The following is an 18582-nucleotide window of genomic DNA, read 5'->3' as shown; positions in this document are numbered from 1 at the left end:
TCGGTCGTAGACCTCCTTTAACGACGACGACCTTATCAGTTGCGTTTCTCTCTCACAGGATCAACTCAAAATTCTCCTGCGCTTCGGATTTCCAAGGCTTTTACTTACTCCCCTGCTGCAAAAAATTTATGGTCCTGTGATTGGGAAGCACGAAACGACTTTTGAAGATGCGGTTTGCGAAATCGCCAACATCGTATGCAACGCAGTAAAAAAGCACCTGAACGAGAACGGCTTTTCCTTCCTGATGAGTATTCCAAAAATTGAACATGACTTTAAAACCCGCTTTGAAAAAGGAAGCGACGACCATCTTCAGCTTGAATTTATTCTACAAAAAGACCGTTTTTCCGTCGATATGATTACTTTTTTTAAAAAAGAAGTCTTAATTAATGAGGCCTATTCATGAAAGCTTATTCAACACTTTTTTCCGGGGGGATGGATCCGGCGACTTTTGAAAAAATTCGCGCAATTTCGCCCAATTTTATCTGCCTTTTTTTCTCCTCGCAGAAGGTCAACAGCCCGATCCTCAAATCGATTTGTGAGAGTTTCAAGGGAATTACTGTCATTGGCTGTTCCACTGCGGGAGAGATTTCCGATGATAAAATGGCCGATGACTCGATTTCCCTTCTGGCGGTCAATTTTGAAAAAACCAAGATCAAGGCGGCCGGCGTTAAAATCGCCTCTGCGGATGCGTGCTATGAACAATCGCGCACACTTGCTCAAAGTCTGGCCGGTGAGGATCTTGCGGGCGTTTTTATCCTTGCTCCCGGGCTGAATGTCAACGGCAGCGCCATTACAAGAGGATTTTCCAGCGTTCTGGGTTCAAAGGTGAGCATCTCCGGGGGACTGGCCGGGGATAAAACCAGCTTTTCGAAAACCCATACGCTTCTCAACGGCGAAATTTCGGAGAACTCCCTTGTCGCTGTCGGCTTTTATGGGAAGCATATCAAGATCGGCACGGGATCCAAGGGTGGCTGGGCGCCGTTCGGGCCAGCACGGCGGGTCACGAAGTCCGATGGTAATATCCTCTATGAACTCGACAATAAGCCTGCGCTGGATCTTTATAAACAGTATCTTGGAGACAAAGCCGATCAGCTTCCCTATAGCGGCCTACTTTATCCGTTTTCCATTCTTGAGGACGACCAGAGCGAGACGGGTCTGATCCGCACGATCCTTGACGTCAACCATGAGAGCAAAAGCCTTATTCTTGCCGGCGATATGCCGGAGGGCAAGCTGGTGCGCCTGATGCACGCCGATGTCGACCAGTTGATCGTCGGCGCCGAAAACGCCGCCGAGGAAGCCAATCTGGGCGAGCCGGGTCATGTCACAAGCGTCGCCCTTCTGGTGAGTTGCGTGGGGCGCAAGCTTGTCATGGCCGACGACGTTATCGAAGAAGTCGAAGCCGTTCAGCACGTTCTTGGCCCCTGCACACGGATGGCCGGATTTTACTCGTACGGGGAAATCTGCATTTCCGACGTTACCAAAGCGGCGGAACTGCATAACCAGACCATGACCATCACACAGCTTTCCGAATCCCCATGAGCCGATGGCCAGAATCAGGAACAAAACCCAGCGGCAGTTTGAACGTCATCTTAAAACCGATGATCCACTGAGTCTGGTTGCGGCGATGCGAGAGCAAGCCGCTTCGGGCGGGCATGAAGCCTGCCTCGCCTTTCTTGACGGTCTTCCCGGGTTTTTTGAAGCTGTTGCCCAGACCTACGAGCAATATGAAGACAAAAACAAGATGGCGCTCCGCAATCTTGACCTAAGCTCGGAGGAACTGAACGAGGCGAACCGCAAGCTGGAGCGGCTGAATCGTTCTATGGAAGCGATGCTCGAAAGCCTTGGACCGGCCCTGCTTTTTTTCAATAAATCCGGGCAATGCGCCGATACGTTCTCCCGTTCCTGCCTGACTTTGCTGGAAGCCGAACCCGGGGGACAATCTATCTGGGACGTCCTGAAGTGTACGAAGGAGGAAAAGGGCAGTTTCGACAAGCTGCTGTCCCTGGCTTTTAAAAATATCTCCGCCATGACGATCGAAGATCTTTTCCGTATTGCGCCTCAATCTTATCGCCATTCGAAAGGGCTTTTTATTAAGCTCAATTACCGCCCCATTTTCGGGCAAAGCGGTACTTTGCATGGAATCCTGCTTATCGGCGAAGATGTGACCGAGGAGGCTCATTACAAGGCGCTGGCGAAAGATAGGGAACAACAAACAGAGAAAATTCTGCGCCTGATTCAAAACCGCAAGGATTTCATGGGTTTAATCGCACAGATTGAAGATTTTTTCCTATCCGAAACGCCGCTTTTTTATGAGCAAGTCTCTCTGGTGGATTTGAAGGGTGACTTGCACACGATGAAGGGTCTGGCGGGCAGTTTTTACATGAACGATTTTGTTGAGATCATGCAGAGGCTGGAATCCTCCGTCGTCAAGCAGGACACCACCCTTCGCAGCGCGTTTGAGACAATCGAGCGCGTTGTCCCTGAGATTTTTGCCGCCATCGAGGATGCCAAAGCTTTCATGCAATCGATTTTCGGAGAAGCAGAAATGCTCGATCCCGACTCTGTGTCTTTACGGCGCAAAGAATTGTTGGATTTTTACCGAGAGCTCTGCGGCGCCCCGGAAACAGCAACCCTGCAACAAATCTACTACCAACAATTCCTGACTGTGCCTATTTCCGATCTTTTGCGGTCTCTGGATCAGCATATCCGGGAAACCGCAGCGGCTTTGGGCAAGCCGATGAAAACCAGTCGTCTGGAGGGCGATAATTTCCGGGTGCCCACAGGGGTTTATGACGATGTTTTTTTATCGCTCGTGCATCTGGTCCGTAACGCCATCGACCACGGGATCGAACGATCTGAAGAACGCGTGATCGCCGGAAAAAGCCCGGAAGGGCAAATTATGGTCCGGGCGGAGCTGTTTTCGGTGATGGATGAGCCATGGTTCAGGATTATTTTCAAGGATGACGGCGCGGGGGTCGATACTGATAAAATCCGCCAGAGGATGAAGGCTCTGGGTATGGATTCGGCGGGGCAAAGCGACCAGGACGTCGTTCAAAACATCTTCATGCCGGGGTTTTCCTCCAAGCGCGGTGTGTCCGTCATTTCCGGACGCGGGATCGGGCTTTCCGCCGTCACCCAAACGGTCCGCAAGATTGGCGGCAGCGTCTCTGTCACCTCTGATCCCGGAAAGGGCACGACGTTTGTGATTGATTTGCCTTTTAAGGAACAAGCCGCCTTATTAGGTGACACTTAGGCCGCCTTCCGCTGCTCCATATTCTCCACCAGTTTATTCAGGAACTCCTGTGTCGTCAGGTATTTCTGCTTTTCGCTGATCAGGACGGCCAAGTCCTTCGTCATGAATCCGGCCTCCACGGTTTTCACGCAGACATCCTCGAGCGTGTTCGCAAAGTCGATCAGCGGCTGGTTGTTGTCGAAGCTGCCGCGGTATTTCAGGCCGCTGGTCCAGGCGAAGATCGAGGCGATGGGGTTGGTCGAGGTCGGCTTGCCCTGCTGATGCTGGCGGTAATGGCGGGTTACGGTGCCGTGCGCGGCCTCAGCCTCTACGGTTTTGCCGTCGGGGGTTAGGAGAACGGATGTCATGAGGCCCAGAGAGCCAAAGCCCTGCGCCACGATGTCGGACTGCACGTCGCCGTCGTAATTTTTACAGGCCCAGACAAAACCGCCGTTGGATTTTATGGCCTGCGCGACCATGTCGTCGATCAGACGGTGTTCGTAGAAGAGTTTGCGGTTTTCGAACTCGGCCTTGAATTCCTTCTCGTAGATCGACTGGAATATCTCGATGAAACGTCCGTCATATTGCTTGAGGATTGTGTTCTTGGTGGACATATAGAGCGGCTCGTTGCGGAGCAGCGCGTAGTTAAAACTGGAGCGGGCGAAGCCCTCGATGGACTCATCGAGATTATACATCCCCAACGCCACGCCGGGGGATGGAAAATCGAAGACTTCCCATTCCTGAGGGGTTCCGCCCTTTGGGGTGTAGACCAGCTTGAGAACTCCGGGGCCGGGGATTTTCATGTCGGTGGCCTTGTACTGGTCGCCGAAGGCGTGTCGGCCAATGACGATGGGCTTTTCCCAGCCGGGGACATAGCGCGGCACGTTTGAGCAGATGATGGGTGCGCGGAAAATGGTGCCACCCAGAATATTGCGGATCGTGCCGTTGGGGGATTTCCACATTTTCTTGAGGTTGAATTCCTTGACCCGCGCTTCGTCGGGCGTGATGGTGGCGCATTTGACGCCGACGCCGTATTTCTTGATCGCCTCCGCAGACTCGATCGTTACCTTGTCGTCGGTGGCGTCGCGGTTCTGGATCGAGAGATCGTAATATTTGAGGTCGATATCCAGATACGGCAGGATCAGGCTTTTCTTGATGAAATCCCAGATGATGCGGGTCATCTCGTCGCCGTCGATTTCCACCACCGGGGTCGTTACCTTGATTTTCCTGGCCATTTCCTCATCCCTTTCAGCGTTTACGTTCAGGGATCCGTTCTAGCACGATTCCCGTTCAAGAAAAATGAGGTTCATGGTCCGGCGGCGCGTGAGGCAGGGGGTGGAGGTCATAAGTGCCGACCGTCCCGCCGTCCGGCAAGAGAAGCGCGTAGCCTGAGGGCCATTCGATCTCCGGCGGGCTTACCGCGTGATGGTTTAGCGGCGTGTCCACAACTTTTTCCTTTGCCATGAGATTGAAGGATGACGGGTAATCCAAAGCCGCCCGCCGCGAGATAAACGGGTTGGGGGCGTGGGCCGGCTCAAAATCCATATTCGGTTTAAAGCCCGAAACCTGACTGATAATCGCGGCATGAGGGTGATTGGCCTTGACCGCCGCGCCCAGAATATCCTCCGGGTTTTTCGTTTCTCCAGACAGAGCGTATATGCCGTCGATAAAACCAAACCAGGCATTCAGGGTTTTTTCACGCTGTTCGACGAACTCGTCAGACTCCTGCAGAATATCCATGAGCGACACTCCGCTTCCCTGCTCATGAAAGTATTTTTTGGATAGCTCTGCTGCCTCGTCGTATATGGCTGGAAACCCGTATCGGCCGTATACACCCAATTTACCCGGATCCGATCGGCTTAAAATTCTCATTTTCAGCAAGGCCTGATGGTTATTTTCGTACCCCATTGACGACATGAGCAGCATTTCGAAAATGTCCGCCGCGTTTTCTTCAAACAGGCTGTTATGCTGCCCCCTGATCAGTTTTCCTACAATATGTCCGCCTTCGTGCGCCACCACCGATTTGGCTTCCGTGACCGGATCTCCCCAATAGCCCGTGCGGCAATCGTCGAGGTTAATTCTCATCACGGCAACGCGCAGTCTTTCCTCACCAAAATCCGGGTCGAGGACAATCGCCATGGACCCCGATTTGCTTCCCACCTCTTCCAGCGACTGAGAAGTTGCTCCCGGATAATCCCGGTTAATTTTCGACAGGATAGAACTTTTACACTCCTGCCACGTATCGCCTGTATAGATTGCTGTGATTACGCGAAGGCGGGGGAACTCCTCTTCGGCCCTTTCCACGAAGCTGCGACAGAATTCTTCCACCTCCCGGATTTCTGCCATTGATGGGCTTTTCATTTCGCTTCCCCGTTTGGTTCTCTCAGGAACGAAGCCCGTTCGAGATCGCGGTAGACGATCTGCGCGGGTACGCCGAGATTTTTATAGGGGCCGTCCTTGTGCAAGCTGTCGTAAGTTTTCAGGACCGCCTCGATGTAGGCCAAGCGATTTTTCAAGGGCAGTTCACGGCTGTTCATCACGCGGCTTTCGATCATGGCTTTGAATTGTTTTTCAATGTCGGCCTTTTCCGCCTGCATGATCTCGACTTCCTCTCTGGTTACAAACCAGGCGTGAAAGCGCGGCTTGAAATCATGCCAGCCCACGCGAAGATGGGCGCTGATTTTTTCCATTCCTGACAACTCAAAATCGCGAATCAGTTCGGTTGCCGGACGGGAGCCGAAGCAAAATTTGCGGATTTCCTGCCCGTACGCCATTTTCAGGGCCGTCAAAGCCCCCAGCAGGAACCCGAAGGGTTGGCTGTCCTTGCCCATGCCGCGGGCGGCGATGTTGATGTTCGTAAAACAATGGTGCTGCTGGCGCAGGGTCAGATTGCAGAGATCGGCGAAGAAAGCGAACCCCTCGATCAAGTGGTCCTCGCCCCGGAAGGGATCTCGGCCTGAGATGAATATACCTGCGTCGGCGATTCTGAAGGTCTCATAAAGGTGACGCGCGAAGGTGCGGTAAGACGGATCGGGTAAGACCAGTTCCCAATCGATAAACTTACGAAGATACCCTTCCCCTCCTGCTTCTCCTCCATAGACGCCGGATACAGCCTGTCTGAGATGCTGCTGATCGGCGGCCAAAACAGCGACCACGCCGGGGACAAGAAACAAGTGACGCAGGGTTTCCAGAAGCTCGAGAAGATAGGCCGGGCGGCAGCGGTCAAGTTCGTCGATCAGTAGAATCAGCTTGCGGCGCCTTGGGTCCGGCTCTATTGCCGCGACCTGACTGAAGTAATGAGCAAGGCCGGAGCGGAAATCCCGCATCGAGTCCATAACCCTTTCGTGGCGTGCCAGACGCTCCTTCGCTTCGGGGATATGACCGTGAAGGTGTTCAATATTTTCCCCGGAATACTGCCTCTGGTCCTTTCCCTCGCTTTGCTTCCGGCGAAGAATGTAGGGCGAGGCCACTTCGAGAAGATATTCGAAGGCTTTGCCCTGAACCTCCGGCCCTCCGGCAATAACCTGTTCACGGATGGCGCTGACCAATGCGACGACAGGGTCGCCCGAGATTTCCGTCTCCGATGCGTTGAGATAGACCACACGATAGGCTTCATCCTTCAACTGCCTGTGCCAGTTTTTCAGAAAGAATGTTTTGCCTGTGCCGTAGGGGGCGCTGATATTGATGACAAAGGGCTGGCTAATTGTTGCTATGACCGTATTGAGGTAGGCTGCCAGACGAAAACGCTCCAGCTTGTCGTCCTGCCACGCTTCCCACTGGCCCGTCTTGTGAGTCGCCGTGCGTATTGTGCCGGTCTCTTTATTCATCCTGACAATTTAATAAGACTTTACGGCAAAAACCAGAGATTTTACTAAATTCGGTCTTTATTGCGCTTTTTTATGCTCTTCCATGAGATCGTCCAAGGTCATTTCGCGCAGAATTTTTTCCTTGGCGTCGTCCAGACGCTCCATTAACTCATCCAGACCTGTCACCGGGTCGCGCTTGAGGAAAGGCGCATCGGTTACACGCGAAGCGTCCATCAGATGACGTATGCTGATCTGGTTTATGGGCCTTGAAAAAATAAAACCCGGCGGCCGGCTGTCGATGGCGTACACCAGCTTTGCCTTTTCCATGGCGCTTAACAGATGGTCAATGAGTTTTTTCGGCACATGAAGACGGCGCGCCAGACCTTCGGCCGTCCAAGGTGTGTATCCGCGCTGGTGCGCCTGCGCGATCAGCAACGCTGTTTCAACCGATACGCGCCGCAAATCCATGGCTGCGGGCGTCCGCATAAAATTGCGGGAGACGGTTTCGAGCGGGTACTGGTGGTAAAAGGCAATGCTTGCGCCGATCAGGATAATCAGCCAGGCAAAATTGAGCCAGATGAAGAAAATGATGATCGTGGCAAAGACAGAATAGAGTTCGGCCAGACGGGATGAGGAGGCCACGAAATGCGCAAACGCCCAACTGCTAACCTGCCAGAGGAGGCAGGCACAGACCGCGCCAATGAGCGCGGAGATCAGGGAAACACGGTCGTTGGGCAGCGCCTTGTAGAGAAACAGGAAAACCATCGTGATCAACGCGTTGGGCAAGGCCATGTCCACGTAGGGTTTTATTCCGGCGATTACGGGGAAAAACTGCGATGCGGCGCCGGCGAAAAAATTGGCCATAATCCCCAGAATAATCAGGATCAGCACCGGGCCAAGAACGACAGCGCTGAGATAATCGCTGAAGCGGCGGACAAGTGGACGATGGACCTCTACGCCCCAGATTTCGTTAATCGAGGCCTCCACCTTGCTGACCATCGAGATGATCGCGTAAATCAGGAATACCAAACCCACAGACCCCAATACGCTCGGGTCCACGCGCTCGACCAGCGCCATGATGTAATTTGTAATCTCAATGCCCCGGTCGCCCATCGGGCTGAGAAAGTTCTGCAGGCTCTCCTTCAATTTATTGTGGTATTCAAAGGATTTCAGAACCGAGAAGACAATCGCAAAAGTCGGGACGATTGAGAGCAGGGTCGTGTAGACGAGGCTGGTGGCGCGCAGGGTGATGCGGTCGTCGTAAATATCCTTTGAAACCGCGAAAAATATCCTGAAGGAATGCACGAAAAAGGCCTTCCACCAAGGCATCTGGCGGAGGTCGGCGTAGAACAGTGTATGTTTGAGGCTCCCGGCCATGTCCCTAACAGCGGCGCGGCTTTCCTTTCCTTCCACACTCTTTCCTTTTCGTGCTGAGAAACTTCGACAGGCGCATTGTGTCATAAACAAAATATGACTTCAATTTCATTGTCTTCGCCAGTAATACACGATTCTATTATGCGTTTGTTGCATATCTTTAATGCTGCGCCTGCAATGCTGCAGTGCATATATTGTGCTGCAATATCAATAAGTTATAATGTAGTTTTGCAAAAATTTTCTTGACTTTTTTGCCCTATATCCATAAAAGCGGGGTGCTTTAAGATTTTAGCCATACATTTTTCGACTATCTTTTTATGAATGCGGGAGCGCCAGGGTTATGACCATGCCTATTGAAAATTCAGATAAAATCGAGATCGATATCGATATTCCCAAATCCAACCTGAAGCACGTCGCGCCGTTGCGCGGACGCTTCGACCACCAGCGCGTCTCCGGGCTGCTGCTGAATATCTACGGCGAAGAAAAATACAAGCTTATGCAGGAGAAAGGCGTCGATCAGCGCATGATGTTCGGCACCAACCCTCATTATCAGGCTCTGGCCATGGGCGATGAGTTTTGCGCCGAGGACGGCACGGTTCTGGTTCCCAAAATGCCACCGAGCAAGGCCGTGGCCGCACTGATCCTGCCGCGTCTTGAAGAAACTTTGAGCATGGACGGGGCAAAAGACCCCTCCAACCAGATGCGCTATACGGCTAAAAATAACAGTCTGGCCGGTAAGCTTTTACATAAGTATGACGAGATCGTTCTGGGCTATGCCTCCCCCACCTGCTCGGCACATTGCCGTTACTGCTATCGTCTTGATCTGTTCAACAAGGACACGGGCAAGACCAGCATTACGCCCGAAGAGCTGCGCGATTACGTGCGGAATTACAATAAGTGGGTAAAGGATCATAAGGGCATCGACCCGCAGACAGGCGGGCGGCGCTATCCGGTGCGTGAAATTCTGCTGTCCGGGGGCGATCCTCTGGTCCTGCCCAATATCACACTTTACAAGTTTGCCGTTGCGGCAGCGCAGGCGGGGGTCAATACATTGCGGATCGGCTCGAAGGAGCTGGCGTTCCGGCCCGAGCGCGTGGATGAGGCGTTTATCGAGACTCTGCGGATTCTCCATTCCAATTATCCGAGCCTGCATATCAATATCGTTTCGCACTATACGCACCCGGACGAGTTTCTGGAGCGCGATGCGGAGGGGAACTACATCCCGAATGCGGACGGGATCGGTTACAAGTGGATGGATGCTTCGCTGCGCCCCGTTGAGATGCTTCTGCAGCTTGGGTTCGTGAGCATCCATACGCAGACCCCGATCATCTGGCACGTCAATGACGATGCCGAGGCGATCCGCATCCTGCATGAGGAAATGCGCCGGATGAATATTTCGCCCAAATATCTGTTTCAGGGGCGGGATATCGAGGGGCACAAGGCGTTCTCCCTACCCGTTGAAACGGCATGGAAAATCCACAACGATGCCATGAAGGGCATCGCCGATGGCGGACGTTCGCGCTTTGTCATGTCCACCGAGTGGGGCAAGATGGAAGTTGTGAGTGTGATCAAGGGGCTGGATTTGCTGGAAAACGGCATGGATTTGCTGCCTGAGAAGATGCGTTTCATGCTCATGGCCCTGCTGGGTGAGGGCATTACGATCTTTAAATGCTACCGCTCGCCGCACGAGGCGGAGTCGCAAGGCGATCTGATTATCGCCAAGAGCAACCCGGAGGCGCTGTGGATTTCGGGCTATGAAGACCGGATCATTTACGATGCGCGGCGCGGGGATCACGAGAAATTCTCTGGCCTGCTCAACGTTGTGCTTTCAAGCTTCGGCACCGATTTGTTCGACCGGATCATGAAGGGGCGCGGCGCGGCGAACGACCCGGCCCTGCGCGGCAAAAAGAAAGCCCTGGCCAGCGTGTAAGTGGTTTTATTGCGCGGAAAAGGTTAGAGTGAAGGCGGCTGAGAGGCCGCCTTTTTTATTTTTTATTGATACTGTCCGTCTTTTCTTCTTCAATTAGCTCTATAAGAGTATCCGCTACTCCGTTGTAAAGATCAAACACATCAACTTCCTCTCCGCGCTCGATACGCTTTGAAATCATCGTTAGAGGAAAAGCTATAATGCTTGTGTCTTCAAATTTGATTGCGGGATCACGCCCATATTCATCCTCAACCATGATCCAGTGGAACCCCTTGTCCTGAACGAAAACGTCCCCGAGTACGATTCCCATGGATTGTAATTCGTATGTTTGTTCAGGTTTGAAGACTTTTGCGGTCAAAAGCGCCCTGAGAGTCCCTAATTTACCTGCTGGTGTCTTAAATTTCTCAACGCTATTTTCGTCTAAATATTTCGTGATAATTTTCCGCTGCTCTTCCAGCCTGTTTTTATCGTCATCCGTTAATTCAGAGAATGTCTGATGCATACAAAATCCCTGTTCTGAAAATATTTGAATGGGTGCAAATGCGAATATAAAAGCAAGCGCGTAGAACAGCCTCATAAGAATAACATAGATTTTTTTATCCTTAGGCACAATAATGGCGGCTGAGAGGCCGCCTTTTTTTGTTGGAGAAACACATGGATTTAAAAACCAGGATAGACACCGGCGATTTTGATAATAAACAGCTTATTCTAATTGATGAGATCATTCAAAAGGTAAAATGGGCGATTGAGAATGCTGAATTGCCAAATGTTGATGCTCAAGAAATAAAAAAGCTGACAGGAAAAATCTGCTTTGGAATAGCAAGTTTGATTGATAACTCAGCCACGATAAAAATTGATGGCAAAGAAATAATACCTTATCTAACTTTTTTTGATGGTCAGGATACGCTCATTCACCACGGTAGCACCTCGTTTTTGCATGAGTATGTGTACGGGGTTCTTGATGACGTTTTTAATGAAACATAGCTATTAGGTTTATTCCTCCACCCTTTCCCCCACGGTTACGCGCATTTCGTCGGAGTTCGTGCGGATTTCGGGCACGTACATGGCGTGGGTCTGGTTGGGCATGGCGTGGAAGGTTCCGGGCACTTCGGCGCGGAGTTCGTAGCTGATCTTGTGCTTGCCTTGCTTGAGCTTGTCGATGAAGAAGGCGGCCTTCTGATCCCGGAATTCCTGATAGAGATAGCTCTGGCCGCCGGTTTCGTGACCTTGCGCGTCTATCCCCGTGAACCAGCCGGGGCCGCTTTGCAGTTGCACGGCCTCTAGGCCCGCGGGTTTGTAGTCCTCGCTGACCAGATATTCGTAGTGATTTTTGGCCTCCAATTCGATATCCACGCGGATGCGGTCGCCGCTGTTGACGGTATCGCCGTCGTTCAGCGGTTTCCAATCCTGCGCCAAGCCCTTCATCAGGGTTTCCTTGACGGACTGGATGAAGTATTTGCGGGTGACGAAGATTTCGTTGCCGGCCTTGGTGATCGGCTCCTCCAGCGTGAAGTATTTCGTGTAGGCGGAGGCGTAGAGCGCACCCTTGCCGTCCATCACGATCTTCACCGTGTTTTCGCCGTCCTTCAGCGCATCGGCCGGAATGTCGATGATGCGGTTGAAGCTGAAGATGTTGGTTTCGTCCACTTTGCCCTCGCGCACCATTTTGCCGTTGACGATCACCTGATAATTATAGTTCGGCGCCAGTTCCTTTGAGGCCTTCAGATAGTCGGCGAGGCCGAGGATGGCCATGGCGGTGTCGCGGGTGTTTTTCCAGCTTGCTCCGCGGCGGTTCAGGCTCATCCATTTCACGGCAGGCTCCAGATAGGCGCTGGTCGGGTCGATGTTGGAGAGCGCCTTGATGACGAAGGCCGTGCCTTCCACGCCGCCCTCGCTCCAGCGGTAGTAGATTCCGGATTCACCCCAATGGGCTGTGCCGCTGTCTTTATCCTCCAGAACGCCGTTGATGAGGTTCTGGGCGAGGATTTTGGTTCCCTCCCCGTTGCCGCGTTTATGTTCGCCGAGGGCGTGGAGCGCACGGGTGTAGGGGTTAAGCTTGTCGCGCATCTCCCAAAGGCGCTCGCGCTGCTTGTCCTCGAACTCGCTTTTCGAGCCGGACTCGGCGAGGGCGAAGAGCATCCAGGCCAGCATATCGGGGTTGCTTTCCTCCTGCACCAGTTGCACCTGCAGGAAGCGTTTAGCGTTTTCGATGATGTCGGGGCGCACGTTTACGCCTGACTGCTGCGTGAGGCTTAAGCCCCAGAGGACGTAAGCGGTCATGTAGCGGTCGCTGTCACCCTCTTTCCACCAGCCCCAGCCGCCGTCGGAATGCTGGAAGTCGTAGAGGCGCTTGAGGCCTTGATCGACCATGTCATCGAGCTTCTTATAGGTGGCGTCGGTGCGCTTTTCAGGGTGGCCTGCGGGATCGTTGCGGGGTTCCAGAACATCGCTGAGGTAGGCGGCGATATCCTGATCCGCGATGCCGAGATCGCGCATAGTCTTGCGGACGATGATCGCGGGCAGGAAGCGGCTCATGGTCTGCTCTACGCAGCCATAGGGGTAATCCGCCAGATAGGGCAGCGCATCGAGCAGGTTCGCGGCCATCGAGGGGGAGATTGTGATCTGCAGGGACGTGCTTTCCTTGATGCGCTCCTTGGGGATCGAGATTTTCAGTTCGCGTTCCTGCTTGCCGTATTCGGATTTCAGGATCGCGGCCTGGGCGATGAATTTCTCGATGCCGTGCGGGATGACCGGGAAGGTTTTTTCCATGGCATCGGCATTTTTCTGGCCGCGTGCGGTGACTGTGATTTTCGCGGTTCCGGCGTCCTTGGCGAAGACCGCCCAATCCACGCGGGTCTGGCCGTTGGCGGGAACCTTGACCGGCCCCTGCTCGCCCTTGACGAACTGGCCGTTCTGGAAGAGGCCCGTCACGTCCAAGCCTTCAACTTTAATCTCCGGCGTCACGGTGATTTCCTCACCGCTCATATTGTCGATCAGGGCGGAAACGTCCACGAGGTCGCGTTCGGTGAAGAAGCGCGGAGCCTGCAGGCGGACCATCAGTTCCTTGTTGGATTTCACGTCATGTGTAACCGTACCTACGGCGGTTTCCGTGGTGATTGCACGGGCGGTCATGCGCCATGTGGTCAGGGAGTCGGGGAATTTAGCTTTGACGGTCGCCTTGCCGTTGGCGTCAGTCACCACCGAGGGCAGCCAGATGACCGTGGAGCGGAAATCGGTGCGGAGCTGCGGCTCTGGCCCGGCCTGGCCGGGGATTGCCGCAGAGTTCTTGTCGGCCATCACGGCGCTTTTGGCCATCATTTTCTCTTCCCGCATCGGCGCGACGGCGTCGGCCTCCATGCTCATCATGGAGGCTCCGGATTCCATAGGCGCGGCCGCAGGGGCCGGAGAAGCCATATTATAAGCCATATCTCCCATCGCCCCGCCACCGAAACCATTGGTGGCAACGCCCTCTTTCAGCCTTCTCATGCCTCCTACCTGGCTTTCATCCTGCCTGAGCAATTCCTGTTCGCCCCCATCAGATTTTTGTTTCTTGAGGTCATCGAGCTGCGATTGCAGGATGATATTGCCGTTTTCATCCAGCGCGTAATTGACGAAGGCGTATTGGTAGAAGCTGGCGTAGGTCTGGATGGAGTCGTACTTCTTCGCGCCGTAGAAAAATTTGCGGATGTCTTCGGCGAGTTCGCTCTGGATGTAATAGACCGAGGCATCGGTGATGCCGAGGGCGATTTCGCCGCTGACGGGCTTACCGTTGCCGTCGGTGACTTCGATCTCGTAGGTGCCCTCCTCCTGCGGCTGGTAGACGACCTTGTCGGAGGTGACCTTGACGTTCAGAAGTTTGTCGTCGGGCGGGACGATGATCTGGACCGCGTTCTGCTTGATCTGGAACATATCGACCGACTCGGCATTCAGGAAAATGTTGGGCGTGAATTTATCGGTGATCGGGATTTCGATCAACTTGACCGTGCCTTTCATCTCGATCAGTTGATAATTGTAAAGCTCGTCACTTTCCTGTGAGAACATCACCCAGAGGCCGGGACGGTCGGTCACGATCATCGCCTGTGCGGTTTCACCGGGTTTGTAGGTGTCTTTTTCGGTGATGATCTGAAGGCCGCTGTATTGATACCCTATATTGATGGCAGAGGGTTCGCAGACGAAGATATATGTCCGGCCTATAACTTCGTTCCCGTTGTCGAAGCCGGTGAAGCGGATTTCATAATAACCGTTTTCGTTGGGTTCGAATTCGAATTCAGCCTCGCCCTTTTCATTCGTCTTCACGAATTTCGTGAACAGTTCGGTGCCGTCATACCCTGCGGGCTTGATCATCCGGCTATCCTGAATCACAGGATCGCGCCACCAGTTGCGGAGGACCGTGACCTTACCCTCGACGCCGACCGGGAGTTCGTTGGCGGTCATGGTGCGGATCGTGACTTTGGCCTTGTCGCCGGGGCGGTAAAGACTTTCCTTGGGTTCGAGGAAGGCGAAGAAGGCGTTTTTGGTGACCTTGATATCGCTGGAGCCTATAATCTCACGGCGGCTTTTGTCCACCACGCGGACCTCGACATGGTATTGCAGGTCGTTGGGGGAGTCCTTCGGCGTCTCGATGGTGAAATGCGCCTTGCCGTCCTTGTCGGTCTTGATCTTTTTCTGCTCCATCAAGTTGCCGTAATAGCCGTAATTCTGCTGGCGCGGATAGATATCTTCGTAGTACCAGGGGTAGGGACGGACGGGCCAGTAATACTGGTAATAGGGCTGCTGGTAGACAAGATATTCCACGTCGGCTTCGGCGACCGCGCCGCCGAAGTAGTATTGGGAATCCACTTCGACCTCAAGCGTATCGCCGAGGCGGTAGGCATTGATTTCGCCTTCCTTGACTTCTTTTTCCTTGGGCGTGACGGTGACGGTGAATTCAGGAAGCTTGTACTCCTCCAGCCGGAAGATCTGGGCAGCGCCCATGTACATACTGTTGTCTTCGGCCATCAGGTTGACGGAGTACTGGCCCAGCACGGCTTTTTCATCCAGAGTTAGTTCGCCTGAAAAAGCGCCGTATTCGTTGAGGGTAAAGATTTCCTCCTTCACTTGTTGGCCCTGCGGATTCATGATCTGCACCTTCACGCGCTTGCCCGCGTGAATCTGGAATCCACCCTCGTGGGGACGCCGAAGGATGCCCTTGAAGGACACGGTTTCATTGGGGCGGTAGGCGGGGCGGTCGGTGAAAGCGTAGAACCACCACTCCCCTTTGTTGTTGTATTCGTTGTAATAGTAGTTGTTCTGGACGAAGGCCTGCCCGGTTGTCTTGTCGGAGACGACGGCGAAGACGTTGTGCTGGCGCTGGTAGGCCTGCCCACCCTGCGGGTAGACCAGATCGGCGGTCAGGAGGCCTTGGGAATCGGTGACTCCCTCGCCCTCCTTCCAGTAGGTGTGGCCCTGAACGTCATAGTAGGAGTAGACATATTTGATCACGACATCCGGTAAGGGTTGGCCTGTTTTCGCGTTCACGGCCCAGAGCAGCGCTTTGTCTTTCGTAATCTTGCTCAGCAGGGCGGATTCACTGACGAGGATTAAATCCAGCGCTTCGGTCGCACCCGATCTAACGACCAAGATATAGGCGCCGACGGGGAGGATTCCGTCTTCCGGCTTGAACGCACCGCCGGGTTCGGAAACGCGCCATTTGGCCAGACTCCGACTCTCACCATGATAGATATGTTTGCCCTCGTCGTTCATGTTGAGCTTCCATTGCAGCGCAACGGGCAGGTTGGCCATCAAGCCCTTATTATCCCGGAAGCGCTGCACCACGTCATAATAGCTGTTGATGCCGTTGGGGAAGTTGGACAGGCTCATGGCCTGCGTCATGTCCAGATTATAAAGGGTGAATTCCACATCCTTGATATTGCGCCAGTTGAGGTTGAGATTGACCTGACTGCCCGGAACGAAGGTCTGGCCCGTGCTGATGTTCAGTTGCGGCTGGGTGATGTATTCGACGCGGCGTTTTATTTCGTCCAGCCATTGCGATTCACCGGGTTTGAACGTACTGATGAAGAGGTTATATATCTCCACTGCCTTGACGAAATCCTGCCGGTTTTCATAGGACATTCCGAGTTGATAGAAAGCGTCGTCGGCCCATTCGCTTTTTGGGAAATCCTTGATGACGATGTTAAATTCCTCGGCGGCCTTATCGTGCAGCTTCTGGTCGCCGGTGTAATTGGACATACTGGCCATGGCCAGGCCATAATGGGCGCGGGCCTTGTCATCATCAGTTTGGGCGACTTTCAGGATTTCTTCATAGAGAACCTGAAGGCCGATATTGCTCGGCTGGGGGTTGGGCGTCGGCGGGGCGATCATTTTTTGCGCTTCGCCGAGGCGGATTGGCTGAATTTCCGTATAATACCATCCCCAACGGGTGGTGATAAAATCGGCCAGTTGGAAGCTGATTTCCAGAAATTTGGCACGGGCGAGGTCCAAGTCTGTGGAGCCCGCCCACCAGTTACGGGCGCTATCCAGCGCCAGACGGACGTCCTGCTGCTTGCCGTAGGGGTCGATCTGGATGAAATAGATGGCCAGCGCGACGTTGCTTTCCGCCCACCAGCGGTCCTGTTCCTTGCCCGTGATGATCGTCTGGAGGTTTTGCGTGGCCTTAAGCGCCTGCGCCTGATCGTTCAGTCTCAAAATGCAATCCGACCATTTGAACAACACTTCACGGCTCAGGTCTTCACGCTCGGTTTTTTGTTCCAGAAGCTTGCCAAACTGCTCCAAGGCCAGCTGCCAGGATTTTTCGTCGTAATATTTGCGCCCGTCCTCCATATCGTTTTCCGTATAGGCGTAAGCCTGACCCAGCATCAGCAGCAAGGCAAAAAAGACGAAAATCGGGCTGTGTTTCATGGGCTTAAATCCATTTCAATAATATGATCTGTCGGTTAGACGACCGTTAAAAAAGATTCCTTGGAAGATTTTTTGATCTTGTTCGGTGGCGGGAGTTGAGTCAAGCGGCAAGAGCTTTTCTTTCTTATCACCTTTGTTTATCCTGCTTTCTTATGAAGCGATTTTTTACGGCCCTGATCATCACCCTGCTGCTGGCAGGGGGGTATGTGTTTGCCACGCATAAGCCTCCGGTGCGCTCTTTTCATTCGGAAAAGGCGGATTTCAAGCTCGTGACGGTTGCGGGGAACCTGCATCACCCCTGGGCCTTGGCTTTTCTTCCGGGGGAACACGGATATCTGGTCACCGAGCGGCGCGGGAGCCTCTGGCATATCTCAAAGGACGGGCGTCGGACCGAGATCAAGAATGTTCCGACCGTTTATGCCGAGGGACAAGGCGGGCTGCTGGATGTTCTGGTTCCGCCGGATTTTGAAGAAGGCGGCTGGATTTATCTTACGTATGCCGGACCTGACCCGAAGAATCCTGATGTTGCGGGAACCGAGGTGGCGCGGGCCAAGCTTTATCATTCGCAGCATCGTCTGGATGATCTTGAAGTCATTTTCCGGCAAAGCCCGAAAGTGGAGAGCGACATTCATTTCGGCAGCCGGATGGCTCTGGCCCCCGACGGGACGCTTTATATCACGGCCGGGGAGCGGGGCGACAAGGATCAGGCGCAGAACCCTCAACGTCATCAGGGGAAGGTCGTTCGGATCAATCCGGACGGCAGCCTTCCCGCGGATAATCCTTTCGTTGCTTCAAAGGACGTGTTGCCTGAAATTTTCAGCACGGGTCACCGCAACCCGCAGGGACTTACGCTTAACCCCTATACAGGCGAAGTGTGGGAGATTGAACATGGACCGCAAGGGGGTGATGAGATCAATATTCTTAAAGCCGGCAGAAATTATGGTTGGCCGGAAGTCACGTTCGGACGCAATTACGTGATCGGCACAAAGATTTCCGAACATACGCATCTGGAGGGCATGGAAGACCCGATCTGGCAGTGGACCCCCTCCATCGCGCCCAGCGGCATGGCGTTTTATACGGGGGATGTTTTTCCGGCCTGGAAGGGCAATCTGTTTGTCGGTGCCCTGTCCTTCCGGCAGCTTGACCGAATGGAGATCAGGGATAACAAAGTGGTGGCTCGAGAAATCCTACTTAAGGATTTCGGGCAGCGCATCCGCGATGTCCGCAACGGGCCGGATGGGACTCTTTATCTTTTGACGGATGAGGAGAACGGTGAGTTGCTTCGTCTGGAACCGTTCTGATTTCTTTATCGTTTTATCGACAACACATATACTTTGCAACGCAGA

Annotated in this window: 14 protein-coding genes; 6 read left to right on the top strand and 8 right to left on the bottom strand. The window is 53.5% G+C overall.

Annotated features, from left to right (window positions below):
• Positions 1-136 precede the first annotated feature (136 nt).
• Positions 137-403, top strand: coding sequence for a hypothetical protein (locus tag IPN28_04610; protein ID QQS58108.1), 267 nt, complete (start codon positions 137-139; stop codon positions 401-403).
• The gene (locus tag IPN28_04605; GenBank protein ID QQS58107.1) at positions 400-1539 is read left to right on the top strand and encodes an FIST C-terminal domain-containing protein; all 1140 of its coding nucleotides are present in this window, start codon (positions 400-402) and stop codon (positions 1537-1539) included. Before IPN28_04610 ends, IPN28_04605 begins: the two co-directional genes overlap by 4 nt.
• 223 nt (positions 1540-1762) lie before the next feature.
• Here the strand turns inward: IPN28_04605 and IPN28_04600 are convergent, their stop codons facing one another.
• A complete protein-coding gene (locus IPN28_04600; GenBank protein QQS58106.1) occupies positions 1763-2239 on the bottom strand; it encodes a hypothetical protein in 477 nt (158 codons plus the stop codon).
• A gap of 137 nt (positions 2240-2376) precedes the next feature.
• Positions 2377-2520, bottom strand: coding sequence for a hypothetical protein (locus tag IPN28_04595; GenBank protein ID QQS58105.1), 144 nt, complete (start codon positions 2518-2520; stop codon positions 2377-2379).
• On the opposite strand from IPN28_04595, the gene IPN28_04590 reads away from it, so the two are divergent.
• Positions 2519-3253, top strand: a complete 735-nt coding sequence (locus tag IPN28_04590; GenBank protein QQS58104.1) for a hypothetical protein — start codon at positions 2519-2521, stop codon at positions 3251-3253. The genes IPN28_04595 and IPN28_04590 overlap by 2 nt on opposite strands.
• On the opposite strand, the gene IPN28_04585 is transcribed toward IPN28_04590, so the two are convergent.
• The 4 genes from IPN28_04585 to IPN28_04570 are packed head-to-tail and all read right to left on the bottom strand — an operon-like array spanning position 3250 to position 8451.
• Positions 3250-4467: an NADP-dependent isocitrate dehydrogenase gene (locus IPN28_04585; protein QQS58103.1), complete on the bottom strand. Its 1218-nt coding sequence runs from the start codon at positions 4465-4467 to the stop codon at positions 3250-3252. The two genes, IPN28_04590 and IPN28_04585, sit on opposite strands and share 4 nt — an antisense overlap.
• Before the next feature lie 55 nt (positions 4468-4522).
• Positions 4523-5593, bottom strand: a complete 1071-nt coding sequence (locus tag IPN28_04580) for a hypothetical protein (GenBank protein QQS58102.1) — start codon at positions 5591-5593, stop codon at positions 4523-4525.
• Positions 5590-7059, bottom strand: coding sequence for a hypothetical protein (locus tag IPN28_04575; protein ID QQS58101.1), 1470 nt, complete (start codon positions 7057-7059; stop codon positions 5590-5592). The genes IPN28_04580 and IPN28_04575 overlap by 4 nt, the downstream gene beginning before the upstream one ends.
• A 57-nt stretch (positions 7060-7116) precedes the next feature.
• Complete coding sequence (locus IPN28_04570; GenBank protein ID QQS58100.1) at positions 7117-8451, bottom strand: YihY family inner membrane protein; 1335 nt, start codon at positions 8449-8451, stop codon at positions 7117-7119.
• Positions 8452-8752: 301 nt separating this feature from the next.
• Between IPN28_04570 and IPN28_04565 the strand changes: the two genes are divergently transcribed.
• Complete coding sequence (locus tag IPN28_04565; GenBank protein ID QQS58099.1) at positions 8753-10342, top strand: hypothetical protein; 1590 nt, start codon at positions 8753-8755, stop codon at positions 10340-10342.
• A gap of 55 nt (positions 10343-10397) precedes the next feature.
• Here the strand turns inward: IPN28_04565 and IPN28_04560 are convergent, their stop codons facing one another.
• Entirely contained in the window at positions 10398-10841 is a 444-nt protein-coding gene (locus IPN28_04560; GenBank protein ID QQS58531.1) for a DUF3806 domain-containing protein, read from the bottom strand.
• A gap of 152 nt (positions 10842-10993) precedes the next feature.
• Between IPN28_04560 and IPN28_04555 the strand changes: the two genes are divergently transcribed.
• Complete coding sequence (locus tag IPN28_04555) at positions 10994-11323, top strand: hypothetical protein (GenBank protein ID QQS58098.1); 330 nt, start codon at positions 10994-10996, stop codon at positions 11321-11323.
• Between the two features lie 9 nt (positions 11324-11332).
• Here IPN28_04555 and IPN28_04550 read toward each other — a convergent pair whose 3' ends face one another.
• A complete protein-coding gene (locus tag IPN28_04550; protein ID QQS58097.1) occupies positions 11333-17236 on the bottom strand; it encodes a tetratricopeptide repeat protein in 5904 nt (1967 codons plus the stop codon).
• A 152-nt stretch (positions 17237-17388) separates the two neighbouring features.
• On the opposite strand from IPN28_04550, the gene IPN28_04545 reads away from it, so the two are divergent.
• Positions 17389-18537, top strand: a complete 1149-nt coding sequence (locus tag IPN28_04545; GenBank protein QQS58096.1) for a PQQ-dependent sugar dehydrogenase — start codon at positions 17389-17391, stop codon at positions 18535-18537.
• Positions 18538-18582: the final 45 nt, after the last annotated feature.

It is taken from the genome of Alphaproteobacteria bacterium, from assembly GCA_016699735.1.
In the GTDB taxonomy this organism is placed as follows: Bacteria; Pseudomonadota; Alphaproteobacteria; order Micavibrionales; family Micavibrionaceae; genus JAGNKE01.
The sequence above is the reverse complement of the archived record's forward strand: the minus strand, read 5'-3'. Positions and strand labels throughout refer to the sequence as shown.